This is a genomic window from Chitinophaga sp. 05T412, assembly GCF_056396465.1.
In genome coordinates, this window is sequence record NZ_JBFTLN010000009.1 from 291,992 (window position 1) to 306,313 (window position 14,322).

The following is a 14,322-nucleotide window of genomic DNA, read 5'->3' on the forward strand; positions in this document are numbered from 1 at the left end:
AGTACGCATAAACCGCACGTGGCGCATATAAAAAACGGGACTATTATTTAATTTTTCATGCTTTTCCTTTTTCCGGGACCACGGGCGAACTTTTGAAAAGATGACGGATTTGTACTATCACAAACATGATATATTTCTCTAATTTTACCCAAAATATCATCTGTAATTATCATATCCATGCCTGTGAGTTTTATAAATCCTATACAGTTACTACAACTGGAGCATTACGAGATAACTGCCATTGATGCCCTGGTACTTGCCAACGCTAAGGCCACGCTGTTGAGTCAAATAAAAGACACCGGACAACGGCTTTACCTGGGCGAGCCCATTTCCGACAAGGAATATCAGCTGGCACTCTCCGAACTATTGGAGCCGGAAAAAATACCTTACTATCATCAAATTGCACAGAACGCGCCTTTATCAGCATTCCTGCACCATGGTGATGTCAGCTTCTTCCAGTCGTTTAAATGGGATAGCATGTATCGTAATGCCATCTACCTGGATATTATCAGTCCTTATTTCGCAGCACAATACAGTCCCCTGTTATTAAAAGCCTATCTCGCAGCAGATGAGACCTTGTTCAACACGCTTGTTTCCATAGCGCCCTTAGTACTGGATAAAGATAAAACAGCCGCTTACGCTGCCCTTCAGCAAAATGTGGAAGAAACGTTATCAACTATCCGGAGCATACGTGTTACCGCCCATGAGCCGGATAATGGCAATGACTTGTCTGGTATAAAAGGATTATTTAAAAAATATTTACCGGTAGACAGGATCAAGCTGTTTCCACCAGCACTCGATTTCCTCCGCGGGCAAATAGAGAAAGAAGTGCACGCGCTTTCCACCGGTACTTCAGAAGAAACACTATTACAGATCTGTATTCCCTTTCTGGCCAAACTGAGAAAAGGTAAACCTGCCGAAAACGAGGTTATCCGGAGCGAAAGTGATATGCGGGCACTGATACGTTATCAGGAGCTGCAGAAAGAATTCCATGTGCTGGTACTTCGCACTGACAACAGATCATTAACGGTAAAAGAGATGGCGGACTGGGTGAAGAAAAATATCGATATCACCGTTTACAATGAGTTACCACCTGCCTTCCATATCCTGCATAATCCACTGGCGCTGGAACTGGAAGCGCTGGCGGTAGCTCTGCACCAGCGCACCGGCAATCCTGCTGCGGGCATGGATTACCTGGAGATGGCAGAGAAGCTGGGCTACCTGACCGAAACCACACTAAAAAAACTGGCGGATACCAGCGCAGATTTGCAGGAATATATCGATGATCCGGAGAAAGAAAGACCAGAAACTATTGCGGAAGGAGAAAAAAAACCAATCAGCATCTGGCGGGTGATTTTCCTCTGTTTCGTGCTTGCACGACTTGGGTATTTCGTTTACAGAATAAATACCCCTGATCCGCATCCAAGGCCCATTGCCAGCTTCAAGGGAAATCCGTGGCATGAAACCACTCAAAGCAGTAGTGCGCTATCCGAAAGCTTCCAGACCATTGACACCAACCAGCCACTTACCGGCGACTCTCCGCTGGATAAATATTTGGGGAAAGGAGAATATGGCGGTACAGGATCTCTTACGGTGGTCAATAACAGGACACTGGATATATTAGTGTGCTTGTACGACAAACAAACCAGGAAGATGATCCGTAATGTATACGTACGCGAACAATCGAACTTCACGATAGATCAGTTGAAATCCGGCAGTTACACGGCAGAAATTTACATGGGTAAAGACTGGAACGAGCGCGCCCAAAATGAACTGGGAGGCACCGGCGCCTTTACTTCTTCCATGATACATAAGCGTATTAAAAACCCGGTACAGGTAAAAGAGAACCAGGCTGCACCTAAACTGGAAATCAATAATCCCAAATAAGGAGGATGACCAAAGCGGATGTTGTCTGTKATCAGGATTAAACTGATTATACTGATTTTTATTTTTGAGATTTTGGGAGATAGATACCATATATTATTCCTCCATCTTTTAAAATCAAAAAAAGGAATCAGTATAATCAGTTTAATCCTGATCACAGACAACATTCGCTTTGGTCCTTTTATTTTAATGGCTTTTCACATTTTTGAACAATTGTTTTGAAAAGTTGTTCAATTTCGTATCTTTGTCGGGTAAACCAATGTTTATTGCATATGCCGGTTCGTGAAAAGAAAGTTAACATCGACGATTCTACGGAGGAACGGATTAAAGCCGCCGCCAGAATTGTGTTCACCAAAAAAGGATACCAGGCCACCAAAGTGCGGGACATTGCGGCGGAAGCGGATATTAACCTCTCACTCGTGAACTATTACTTCCGCAGCAAAGAGAAATTATTCCAGTTTGTGATGGCGGAAGTAGTGGAAAAATTATTTACCGCTGTTATAGCCGTGATGAATAATCAACAACTCAGCGTTATACAAAAAGTGGAACAGGTGGCAGACCATTATATCACCCTGCTGCTGAACAATCCGGATTTCCCATTGTTTATGGTGAATGAAATATTCGCCGGCACCGATGAGCTGTTTAAGGACAACCGGAAAAATGCGATCTTCCAATCCCACTTTTTTCAGCAACTAGAGGCGCTACAGCAGGAAGGAAAACTACACCTGCATCCTATTCAGCTGATGATGAACCTCATTGGATTTGTAGTTATGCCCTTCCTCGCCAGACCACTACTGGAAAGGAATAAAGTGGTAAAACCGGCCGAGTTTAAAGCACTGATGGAAGAAAGAAGACAGCTGATTCCACTGTGGATAAAAGGAATGCTGAAATAGCATTTTTTTTGACCTAAAATTGAACAACTTTTCAAAACAATTATTCAAAATGAATATTGCACCATGAACTTATTCAAAGCATTATGCGGCTGTTTATTATTCGGTGTATTATCTGAAAAGGCGCTGGCACAAACCCTTACGCTGGAGGAATGCTTTACGCTGGCGCGGCAAAACTATCCGCTGATAAAACAATACGATCTCATTACGCGCAGTAGCCGGTATTCCGTGGAAAACGCCGGTAAATTATACCTGCCACAACTCACCATCAGCGGACAAGCCAGCTACCAGTCGGAAACCGTTAACTTCGAAGATGTATTGCCCCCGCTGCCCGGATTACATCCTCCAACCCTGAGTAAAGACCAGTATAAAATACAGGCAGAAATCACCCAGCAAATCTATGATGGCGGCGTGAGCAAGCTGCAGAAAGAAAGCAGCAGGGCCAATGAAGCCATTCAACAACAGCAACTGGAAGTAAATCTGTATGCGGTAAAGAACCGGGTAACACAGCTTTATTTTGGCATCCTGCTCATGGAAGCACAACTGCAACAAAACCAACTGCGGAAGGCTGACCTGCAAAGTGCTGCCAATAAAGCACAAGCCGCCCTGGCTAACGGTGTCGCCTATAGGAGTAATGTGGATGAACTGAAGGCGGAAATCGTCAACACGGATATGACGGCTACCGAGTTTAAGGCTAACCGTACCGCCTATATGAAAATGTTGTCGGTGTTCATTAACCAGCCGCTCGGCGACAGTACCACCCTTACCTACCCCGCAGCAGTAGCACCACAAAACGATATTCATCGTCCCGAAATTACTTACTACGATATCCAGAAAAAAGCTTTCGACGTACAGGAAAAACAACTGACGTCTAATTACCTACCTAAGCTGAATGCCTTTCTGCAAGGCGCTTACGGCCGCCCTACCCTGAATATCGTGGACAATAAATTTGGCCCCTGGTGGATTGGTGGTGTACGCCTCAGCTGGTCACTCGGCAGCCTCTACTCCCTGAAAAATAACCGGCAACAGCTGGACATCAACCGGCAAAACCTGGATATCAGCAAAGCTACCTTCCTGTTTAATACCAACCTGACTTTGAAGCAACAAAGCCAGGACATGGAAAAGTATACCGCGCTGATGGAACAGGATGATAACGCCATTGCGTTACGGTCGTCTGTAAGAAAATCGGCGCAGGCCCAGCTGGATAATGGCGTGGTCACCGTACATGAATACATTGCGCAACTCAATGCCGAGAATCTGGCCAAACAGTCGCGCATACTCCATCGTATACAACTACTCCAGGCACAATACAATTATAAAAACACTTCCGGTAACTGATTAATTACTGCATATGAAATATCACATAATATTCGGACTCGCTGCTACGATGCTGATCAATGCCTGCGGCAATGGCAAACCCGACTACGATGCCTCCGGCAATTTTGAAGCAGATGAAGTGATGGTATCCGCACAACAAACAGGACTGCTGCTCGACTTCACCGTACAGGAAGGCGACCGGCTTACTGCAGGCCAAACCGTTGGACAAATTGATGTAGCCATCCCTACGCTGCAACGGGAACAGGTACAGGCTTCCATCAATGCGCTGAAAAACAAAACATATGATCCCATTCCACAAACGGAACTGGTAAAACGGCAGTTGCTGGTACAGGAAGCTCAGCTGGCGCAACAATACCGGGAAAGAAAAAGAACGGAAAACCTGGTAAAAAGCGATGCCGCCACACAAAAACAACTGGATGATATCAATGCCGGCATTGAACAACTGGAACGACAAATCAGCGTTACCAGGCAACAAATAAAACTAAACGACTCCAATACGGCCACTCAAAACCGGAGCATCCTCAGCGAAAAAGCACCACTGGAAAAATCACTGGCACAATATACAGAGCAAATTCACAAAGGACTGATCATTAATCCGGCGACCGGCGTGGTACTCACCCGCTATGCACTGAAAGGGGAAATGGCGGCTACCGGGAAAGCATTGTATAAAATTGCCAACATCGATACCCTCTATCTCAAAGCCTATATCACCGGCGATAAATTATCTGCCATCAAATTGGGGCAAGCCGTACAGGTGCGAATAGATCAGGGCGCCAAAAACTATAAAAGCTATACCGGCAACATCACCTGGATATCGGATAAATCAGAGTTTACGCCCAAAACGATTCAGACGAAAAATGAACGGGCCAACCTCGTATATGCCCTGAAAGTGCAGGTAAAAAACGATGGCTACCTGAAAATCGGTATGTATGGCGAAATGTTGCTTAACACCGCTATAAAATGAGTGCAGTACTACTGGATCATATCACTAAAACATACGACAACGGCAAAGTGCTGGCGGTAAACGACGTATCGCTGCAGGTGGCCGAAGGGGAACTGTTTGGCCTGATAGGGCCGGATGGTGCCGGCAAAACCTCGCTCTTCCGCATACTCACTACCCTGTTGCTACCGGATAAAGGACAGGCGACCGTGAGAGGATATGATTGTGTGAAAGACTACAAAATAATCCGCAGCAAAATTGGCTACATGCCAGGGAAATTCTCCCTATATCAGGACCTCACCGTTAAAGAAAACCTGGATTTTTTTGCCACCCTCTTTGGTAGTAGTATTAGCGAAAACTACGCACTGATCAAAGATATTTACGAGCAGATCAAACCATTCAATGACCGCCGCGCCGGCAAACTATCCGGTGGCATGAAGCAAAAGCTGGCCCTCTGTTGTGCATTGATTCACAAACCGGAAGTATTGTTCCTCGATGAACCTACTACCGGCGTGGATGTGGTATCACGCAAAGAGTTCTGGGAAATGCTGCGGCGGCTGAAGCAACAGGGCATTACCATCGTAGTATCCACACCCTACATGGATGAAGCCATGCTATGTGAACGGATTGCGCTGATCCAGGATGGCAAAATTTTGTCGGTAGATACGCCAGCAGCTATTATCTCGCAATTTCCGGTAAAGCTCTATGCCATCAAGGCCGATAACATTTATGGGTTGCTCACTGCGCTGAGAACAAATCCTGCCGTAGAAAGCAGCTATGCTTTCGGGGAATACATCCATGTTACGCTGGGTAGTAACGCTACCATAGAAGGTTTGCAGCAACAAATGCAACAGGAAGGACATACGAATATAGACGCAAAACTCATCCAGCCGGGTGTGGAAGATAGTTTCATCCGGTTAATGAACCAGGCTTAACAAAATACAGCTATGGAAGAAAAAGTGATCATCTGCAAGGACCTGACCAAACGATTCGGCGACTTTTACGCCGTCAATAAAATTTCGTTTGAAGTAAATAAGGGAGAGATATTTGGCTTCCTGGGGGCTAACGGCGCCGGCAAAACAACGGCCATGCGTATCTTATGCGGGTTATCTCATCCCAGCTCCGGCGAGGCTACCGTTGCGGGATTCAACGTGTACAAACAGCAGGAATCTATCAAGAAAAATATCGGCTATATGAGTCAGAAGTTTTCGCTTTATGAAAACCTGACGGTGCTGGAAAACATTGAATTCTTCGGCGGTGTATATGGCGTGCCGGCAGCGGAGATCAAAAAGAGAACAACGCAGTTGCTGCAGCAGCTGGGGCTAACTGCCGAAGCAAAGAAATTCGTAGGCGCACTGCCGTTAGGATGGAAACAAAAGCTGGCATTTTCAGTGGCCATCTTTCATCAGCCTAAAATTGTTTTCCTGGACGAGCCTACCGGTGGCGTAGATCCGGTTACCCGGCGACAGTTCTGGGACATGATCTATGCGGCGGCGGCATCAGGCATCACCATTTTTGTAACTACTCACTACATGGACGAAGCGGAATATTGTAACCGTGTCACCATCATGGTAGATGGTAAAGTGGAAGCACTGGATACGCCGGCCAATTTAAAAAAGCAATTCAGCTCCGATAATATGGATCAGGTTTTTTATCAGCTGGCCCGCCGTGCACAACGATCCGGCGATTAAAATATTTGTTATGAAGCAGTTCCTCGCCTTTATCAGGAAAGAGTTTTTCCATGTGTTCCGGGACAGGCGCACCTTACTCATTATGTTTGGCTTGCCGGTAGCACAGATTGTGCTGTTTGGGTTTGCGCTCACCAGTGAGGTAAAGGATATTACCCTCACTATTGTGGATCATGCCAGGGATATCAATACGCAGCAGCTGATTGGTAAAATAAAATCATCTTCCTATTTCATCGTGTCCGAAGCACCGTTGGACGACAACGGCATTGCGGACTCCTTTAAGAAAGGGACGTCGAGGTGCGCGCTGATTTTCCCCGCCGGCTTTGGCAGCGACTTACAACATGGCGGAAAGGCGCAACTACAAATTATTACAGACGGTTCCGATCCCAATACCGCCAAAACAGTGATCAATTATATCACCGCCATTGCCACGGCATATCAGCAGGAAGTGAGTCCTGCGGCACATTTGCCTTATATGATTGTGCCGGAAACCCGGATGTTATATAATGAAGAAGGCAATGGCTCCCTGAATTTTATTCCTGGCGTAATGGCGCTGGTCTTGATGATTGTATGTACTGCGCTCACCTCGGTGTCTGTGGTACGGGAAAAGGAATTAGGCACGATGGAAATATTACTGGTATCTCCCTTCAAACCCCTGATGGTGTTGATTGCTAAGGCGATTCCCTACCTGATCTTGTCGCTGGCCAACTTTATTTTAATCCTGGTGCTGGCGGTATTTGTACTGGATGTAGGCATCAAAGGCAGTATCATATTACTTTTCCTGGAAAGCATGTTGTTTATCATTACCTGCTTATCATTGGGATTGCTGATCTCCAACACTACCAATTCCCAGCAAACAGCGCTGTTATTGTCGATGATGGGGATGATGATTCCCACCATGATCTTTACCGGGTTTATGTTTCCATTGGAGAATATGCCCGTCGTGTTTCAGTTCATCTCCAACCTGATTCCGTCGCGATGGTATTTCCTGATTGTAAAGGCGGTAATGCTGAAGGGTCTTGGATTTGAGTATGTGTGGAAAGAAACGTTGGTATTGCTGGGCATGACCACCGTAGCATTGACGGTGGCTTTGCGAAACTTTAAAACCCGGTTATCATGAAAGTGTTGCGATATATTCTGCGGAAGGAGTTCCGGCAAATTTTCCGGGACAAAACCATCCTGGCAATGATGTTTGCGATGCCCACCATACAGCTGATCATTCTGCCGCTGGCCATGAATTTTGATGTGAAGCATGTGAACCTGGCCGTTGTAGATCATGACCACAGCAGCTATTCGCGGCAACTGCTGACGAAGATCGGCGCGTCGGGGTATTTCAGGATAGTGGCGGCAGCGGCCTCTTTCAGGGAAGCGTTGACGTATATTGAAAAAGAAAAAGCGGACCTCGTGCTGGAGATACCGGCTGGTTTTGAAAGTAACCTGGTGCGGGAAGGCACGCAAAAGCTAGGCGTATCCGTAGATGCCATCAATGGTACCAAAGCCACTATTGGCGGCAGTTATCTGCAGGCGGTCATCCTGGATTTCAATAAGGAGATCCCGATTAATGCGGGGCAGGCAAAGCCATCCGGTGTAATTGATCTCACTTATTCCAACTGGTTTAATCCGCTGGCAGAATACCGGTTTTATGTGGTGCCGGCGGTACTGGTGCTGCTGCTAACGCTGATTGGCGGGTTTATGTCGGCCTTGAATATTGTGAGAGAAAAAGAAGTAGGTACCATTGAACAGATCAACGTAACGCCTATACGTAAATGGGAATTTATCCTGGGCAAGCTGATTCCTTTCTGGGTAGTGGGAATCATTGTTTTTACACTGGGGTTACTGGTGGCCTGGGGTATCTACGGCATTTGGCCGGTGGGTAGTTTTGTGACGCTGTATCTCTTTGCAGCGGTGTACCTGGTGGCATTGCTGGGATTTGGGTTGTTAGTGTCCACGTATACCAGTAACCAATTACAGGCGATGTTTGTAGCCTTCTTTTTTGTGATGATTTTTATGCTCATGAGTGGCCTCTTTACTTCGGTGGAGAGTATGCCTCCCTGGGCCAGGGTGATTGCGAATTTGACGCCTGTCACGCATTTTATTAAGGTCATCAGGATGATTGTATTAAAAGGTAGTGGGTTGATGGATGTAAAGTGGGAGTTTTTATATCTCGTGTTATTTGCCGTGGTGTTGAATAGCTGGGCTATTTTAAATTACAGGAAGACAAGTTGACAAATGTATTTTTTAAATACCTTGCGGCGATATTATTCTGTACGATGCAATACTTATCCCGTATACTCATCGCAGGCAGCTTGTTCACAAAGCTTTCCTGCGGATATTTTAATGTGCCTGATGTGCATGACAAGGTTCCCCATCAAGACTTTTGCGAATACTACCTGGACTGCGACACCGTGATAGATAAAGAAGATACGACGATTATTGTAAGCAAGAAATTTGATACTACGATTATTCATGCCGGCGTATTTTCCTATTTAAGGTATGACTATCCATGTAATACCGGCCAGGCACAGCGTTATTATGCAGAACACGCGGCAGAGCTGGAAAAGCAGGGCGATGCGGATAGCGCACGATATTTTTACCGGCTATTGATAGATTACCGGATGCGCAGGCAGGCAATAGATGATACCTATTATTCTGACACGGATGATTATTTTACTGTGGGCATCCATACTGCCATACTATATTCATACGCCTATGAAAAGCTGGGCAATCTAAATGAATCCGTTGCTGTAGTAACACCTTTTATAGCCACCGATGCAGTGGATGCCCGGCGCGTTCAACAGTGGTATATTAAACAATGCATCCTTAAATATGGTAAAAAGGAAGTAATAAAAGCCATAGAAGGCAGTGCGATGAGTATTCAACGTAAAACTACAGGTTTGCCCCAGGGATCTTACTGGGTAGTAAACATTCTGGGGGCCGACATGGGCATAGCTGGCGATGAAAAAGACAAAGTAACGCCACAACAAGCCGCTCGCCTGATCCGGCAATCCAACTGGTACAAATATGCAAAGGCCATGGCGGAGAAAAAGTAATCCATCTCCCATAAAAAAATAAAAAATTGGCAGGTCACTTTTTTTCATATCTTTATCTACGAAACAATTCGTAATTCTAAATCAACCTACAGTCACCCATTAAATCAGTACAATGAAAAAAGTCCTTTTGGTTTTCCCTGTTGCCCTTTGCTGCTTACTGAATGCTTGTTCCAACCACAAGAACCCTGCACAACAAAAGACTAATGTCCAGCAAAACAGCATTGATCAACAAAACAATGTTCATATAGGCGGTGGCGTTAGTTCCTTTGTAAAAGACTCCGTTGCCTTTAACAAGGCCTTTGGGCATGACCTGGAAATTTGCAATTTCAGTTTTGACGGGAAGTATGTAGGTAATGACCCGGCTTCGATGGGTAATTTGGCTAATCTTGCAAAGGTGATTGCTCATACAAAGGTAGATGACGTGAAACTGACGATTATCACCACTCCTGACAAGGATAGTATAAAGATGAAAGGATTGTCTGACCAAATGGTAGCTTATCTGAAAAACGATTCCTTTTTTGGAGGCTTTAAAAAATATAAGATTACGATGGGGGCAGATGGCCAACCTCTGCAATACTTCAACTATTAATCATCTCCCGAAGGGGAAATTAAATACAAGCAAAAAGAGGGATTAGCGTCCCTCTTTTTGTGTTTAATACATTACATTTTTACCAACTATATATCTCCACCCCTGCTGCCACCTTGCTATCGCCCCCCGAAGCCACGGCCTTGTGGTATCGCCTATCTCTACTAAAAATAAAATACGAACCAACTCTCACTTGAAAAAATTACACACCGCTGACTATCAGTCAAATACATAATAAAATAGCTTCAAAGTCTTACCCACACCGCTTTTTGACTACCATTTACCCGGTATCCTTAGAAAAATTATTGAAATAAAATGGATTTTATGAATAAATTTGAACAATCAAGTAGCTACTTTTAAAATTTTAAAAAATGAGCAATAAACCTGCTACCTTATTTGACAAAGTTTGGGATTCACATGTTGTCAGGAAAATTGAAGATGGTCCGGATGTATTTTTTATCGACCGCCACTTTATTCATGAAGTAACCAGTCCGGTGGCTTTCCTTGGTATGGAAAAGCGGGGACTGAAAGTGATGTTTGCGGAAAAAACCTTTGCCACAGCAGATCACAACACACCAACGATTAACCAGCACTTGCCGGTAAAAGATCCGCTATCTGCCAACCAGTTGAAGGCGCTGGAAACGAATTCCAACAAATATGGTATCTCCCATTGGGGATTGGGTAATCCCAAAAACGGGATTGTGCACGTAGTAGGTCCGGAAAATGGGATTACCCTGCCGGGTATGACCATTGTATGTGGCGACTCTCACACCTCCACCCATGGAGCTTTTGGCGCTATCGCCTTTGGTATTGGTACCTCTGAAGTGGAAATGGTACTCTCCTCCCAGTGTATTATGCAGCCGAAGCCGAAGAAAATGCGTATCAACGTGACCGGTAAGCTGGGTAAAGGTATCACCCCTAAAGATGTAACGCTCTATATCATATCCCGCCTCACGGCAGCCGGCGCTACCGGCTACTTCGTAGAATATGCCGGCGAAGTATTTGAAAACATGAGCATGGAAGGTCGTATGACCGTGTGCAACATGAGTATTGAAATGGGCGCCCGCGGTGGTATCATTGCCCCAGACGACACCACTTACAATTATATTAAAGGCAGAGAAAAAGCGCCTACCGGTGAAGCATGGGATAAAGCCCTCGCCTACTGGAAAACGCTGAAAACCGATGCCGACGCTACTTTCGACCAGGAATACACCTATGATGCAGCGGATATTGAACCCATGATCACCTACGGTACCAACCCGGGTATGGGCGTGGGTATTACCAAACATATTCCCGCAGCACTGGCAGGCGACAGCAAATCCAGCTACGAGAAATCACTGCAGTACATGGGTTTCCACGAAGAAGAAGCCATGATCGGCAAAAAAGTAGACTACGTATTTATTGGTAGCTGCACCAACGGACGTATTGAAGACTTCCGCGCCTTTGCTTCTATCGTAAAAGGAAGAAAGAAAGCAGATCACGTCACTGCCTGGATCGTTCCCGGATCACATATTGTAGAACAACAAATCAAAGAAGAAGGTATACTGGACATCTTAACAGAAGCAGGTTTCCAGCTGCGTCAGCCCGGATGCTCCGCTTGTCTGGCGATGAACGATGATAAAGTTCCTGCCGGCAAATATGCCGTGAGCACGAGCAACCGCAACTTTGAAGGCAGACAGGGACCCGGCTCCAGAACCATGCTGGCTAGTCCGCTTGTAGCGGCTGCAGCGGCGGTAACCGGCGTTGTCACCGATCCAAGAGAACTGATTGCTTAATACCTTTTTCCTAATACGATACAACATATAAAATGGCTTACGATAAATTCACCATATTAAAGAGTTCCGCAGTACCCATGCCCATTGAGAATGTGGACACGGACCAGATTATTCCTGCGCGCTTCCTGAAAGCCACAGAACGCACCGGCTTCGGTGATAACCTGTTCCGCGACTGGCGTTACGAAACAGATGGTACACCGAAAAAAGATTTCGTGTTAAACAACCCCATCTACTCCGGTAAAATCCTGGTAGGTGGTAAAAACTTCGGTAGCGGCAGTAGCCGTGAACACGCTGCGTGGGCCATCTACGACTATGGATTCCGTTGTGTAGTGTCCAGCTTCTTTGCCGACATCTTCAAAAATAACTCCTTAAACGTAGGACTGTTGCCCGTACAGGTAAGTCCGGAATTCCTGGATAAAATCTTTACCGCCATAGAAGCCAACCCTAAAGCGGAAATAGAAGTGAACCTGGAAGCACAAACCATCACCATCACCGCTACCGGAGAAAGTGAATCCTTTGCCATCAACAGCTACAAAAAGCTGAACATGATGAATGGTTATGATGATATCGATTACCTGCAGGCCATGAAAGACGAAATAAAACAATTCGCCGAGAAAAGTCTGTACTAAACTTCCCATTACAATTATGCCAGTGACCCAGCGCCACGTTGAAATAATGGACACCACACTCCGCGATGGAGAACAAACCAGCGGAGTGTCTTTTTCACCCTCTGAAAAGTTAACCATCGCCCAACTTTTATTGACAGAAGTAAAAGTTGACAGGATTGAAATTGCCTCCGCCCGCGTATCTGACGGCGAATTTGCAGCGGTGCAGTCCATTACCCAATGGGCGAAGGAAAATGGTTTTTTAGATAAAGTAGAGGTATTAACTTTTGTAGACGGCCATGTATCCGTAGAATGGATGCTGCAAGCCGGCGCCAAAGTCATGAACCTGCTCACCAAAGGCTCGCTGAATCATTTAACACACCAGTTAAAGAAAACACCGGAAGCCCACTTCGCAGAAGTGGCTGCGGTGATTAAACTGGCAGGAGAAAAAGGACTGGCCTGTAATATTTACCTGGAAGACTGGAGCAATGGTATGCGACATTCCAGGGAATATGTATTCCAATACCTCGATTTCCTCCAACAGCAGCCGGTAAAGCGGATCATGCTCCCGGATACACTCGGCGTACTCACCCCGGATGAAGTCAGGGAGTTTATAACGGCCATCGTTACACGCTATCCGGATATTCACTTCGATTTTCATGCCCACAACGACTATGACCTCGGCACTGCCAACGTACTCGAAGGCGTGAAAGCCGGCGCCCATGGTATCCATCTGACCATTAACGGCATGGGAGAAAGAGCCGGCAACGCCTCGCTGGCCAGCGCCATCGCGGTATTGAACGACTTCCTCCCTACAGTGAAAACATCCGTCGTAGAAACGTCATTGTATACGGTCAGCAAACTGGTAGAAACATTTTCCGGATTCCGCATTGCGGTTAACAAGCCCATTGTAGGAGAAAATGTATTTACCCAAACCGCCGGTATCCATGCCGATGGCGACAAAAAAAATAAACTCTATTTCAGTGACCTGATGCCGGAACGTTTTGGCCGCCAACGCAAATACGCACTGGGTAAAACCAGTGGCAAAGCCAATATAGAAAACAATCTGCAGCAACTGGGCATTAAGCTCTCCGATCCCGATCTGAAAAAGGTAACGCAGCGTATCATTGAACTGGGCGACCGGAAAGAAGTACTCACGCAGGCCGACCTACCCTACATCATTTCGGATGTACTGGACAGCAACCGTATTGAGGAAAACGTGATCCTGGAGAACTATGTCCTCACGCATTCCAAAAACATGAACCCCTCCGTAACCATTCGCATTGCGATCAAAGGACAAGTCTTTGAAGAACATTCGCAGGGTGACGGACAATACGATGCGTTCATGAATGCGTTGAAGAAAGTATATCAGCAGCTGAAGGTAGAACTGCCGCCACTGGCCGATTACGCGGTACGCATTCCCCCCGGCGGTAAGAGTGACGCCTTGTGCGAAACCATCATCACCTGGGTGAAAAACGAAAAAGAATTCAAAACCAGGGGCCTGGATAGCGATCAAACCGTATCTGCTATCAAAGCCACGCTGAAAATGCTGAACTTAATTTAAAC

At 45.9% G+C, this 14,322-nt stretch carries 13 protein-coding genes; all 13 read left to right on the forward strand.

Going from position 1 to position 14,322, the window contains the following annotated elements:
- Positions 1 to 183: 183 nt before the first annotated feature.
- The 13 genes from AC1DFM_RS21125 to AC1DFM_RS21185 all read left to right on the forward strand — a co-directional run bounded on the left by AC1DFM_RS21125 (position 184) and on the right by AC1DFM_RS21185 (position 14,320).
- Positions 184 to 1,887 carry a hypothetical protein gene (locus AC1DFM_RS21125; protein WP_477078741.1) on the forward strand — a complete coding sequence of 568 codons (1,704 nt, stop codon included), beginning with the start codon at positions 184 to 186 and terminating at the stop codon, positions 1,885 to 1,887.
- 269 nt (positions 1,888 to 2,156) lie between these two features.
- A complete protein-coding gene (locus AC1DFM_RS21130; protein WP_477078742.1) occupies positions 2,157 to 2,777 on the forward strand; it encodes a TetR/AcrR family transcriptional regulator in 621 nt (206 codons plus the stop codon).
- A gap of 63 nt (positions 2,778 to 2,840) precedes the next feature.
- Positions 2,841 to 4,112: a TolC family protein gene (locus AC1DFM_RS21135; RefSeq protein ID WP_477078743.1), complete on the forward strand. Its 1,272-nt coding sequence runs from the start codon at positions 2,841 to 2,843 to the stop codon at positions 4,110 to 4,112.
- 13 nt (positions 4,113 to 4,125) lie between these two features.
- Complete coding sequence (locus AC1DFM_RS21140) at positions 4,126 to 5,076, forward strand: HlyD family secretion protein (protein WP_477078744.1); 951 nt, start codon at positions 4,126 to 4,128, stop codon at positions 5,074 to 5,076.
- Positions 5,073 to 5,987, forward strand: a complete 915-nt coding sequence (locus AC1DFM_RS21145; protein ID WP_477078745.1) for an ABC transporter ATP-binding protein — start codon at positions 5,073 to 5,075, stop codon at positions 5,985 to 5,987. Before AC1DFM_RS21140 ends, AC1DFM_RS21145 begins: the two co-directional genes overlap by 4 nt.
- Positions 5,988 to 5,999: 12 nt before the next feature.
- Positions 6,000 to 6,743 carry an ABC transporter ATP-binding protein gene (locus AC1DFM_RS21150; protein ID WP_477078746.1) on the forward strand — a complete coding sequence of 248 codons (744 nt, stop codon included), beginning with the start codon at positions 6,000 to 6,002 and terminating at the stop codon, positions 6,741 to 6,743.
- A 10-nt stretch (positions 6,744 to 6,753) separates the two neighbouring features.
- Complete coding sequence (locus AC1DFM_RS21155; protein WP_477078747.1) at positions 6,754 to 7,860, forward strand: ABC transporter permease; 1,107 nt, start codon at positions 6,754 to 6,756, stop codon at positions 7,858 to 7,860.
- Positions 7,857 to 8,966: an ABC transporter permease gene (locus AC1DFM_RS21160; RefSeq protein ID WP_477078748.1), complete on the forward strand. Its 1,110-nt coding sequence runs from the start codon at positions 7,857 to 7,859 to the stop codon at positions 8,964 to 8,966. Before AC1DFM_RS21155 ends, AC1DFM_RS21160 begins: the two co-directional genes overlap by 4 nt.
- Positions 8,967 to 9,010: 44 nt before the next feature.
- The gene (locus tag AC1DFM_RS21165) at positions 9,011 to 9,790 is read left to right on the forward strand and encodes a hypothetical protein (protein ID WP_477078749.1); all 780 of its coding nucleotides are present in this window, start codon (positions 9,011 to 9,013) and stop codon (positions 9,788 to 9,790) included.
- A gap of 112 nt (positions 9,791 to 9,902) precedes the next feature.
- The gene (locus AC1DFM_RS21170; RefSeq protein ID WP_477078750.1) at positions 9,903 to 10,379 is read left to right on the forward strand and encodes a hypothetical protein; all 477 of its coding nucleotides are present in this window, start codon (positions 9,903 to 9,905) and stop codon (positions 10,377 to 10,379) included.
- Between the two features lie 368 nt (positions 10,380 to 10,747).
- Positions 10,748 to 12,151 carry a 3-isopropylmalate dehydratase large subunit gene (gene leuC / locus AC1DFM_RS21175; RefSeq protein ID WP_477078751.1) on the forward strand — a complete coding sequence of 468 codons (1,404 nt, stop codon included), beginning with the start codon at positions 10,748 to 10,750 and terminating at the stop codon, positions 12,149 to 12,151.
- A 32-nt stretch (positions 12,152 to 12,183) separates the two neighbouring features.
- Entirely contained in the window at positions 12,184 to 12,780 is a 597-nt protein-coding gene (leuD, locus tag AC1DFM_RS21180; protein WP_477078752.1) for a 3-isopropylmalate dehydratase small subunit, read from the forward strand.
- Between the two features lie 16 nt (positions 12,781 to 12,796).
- Positions 12,797 to 14,320 carry an alpha-isopropylmalate synthase regulatory domain-containing protein gene (locus tag AC1DFM_RS21185; RefSeq protein WP_477078753.1) on the forward strand — a complete coding sequence of 508 codons (1,524 nt, stop codon included), beginning with the start codon at positions 12,797 to 12,799 and terminating at the stop codon, positions 14,318 to 14,320.
- Positions 14,321 to 14,322 lie beyond the last annotated feature (2 nt).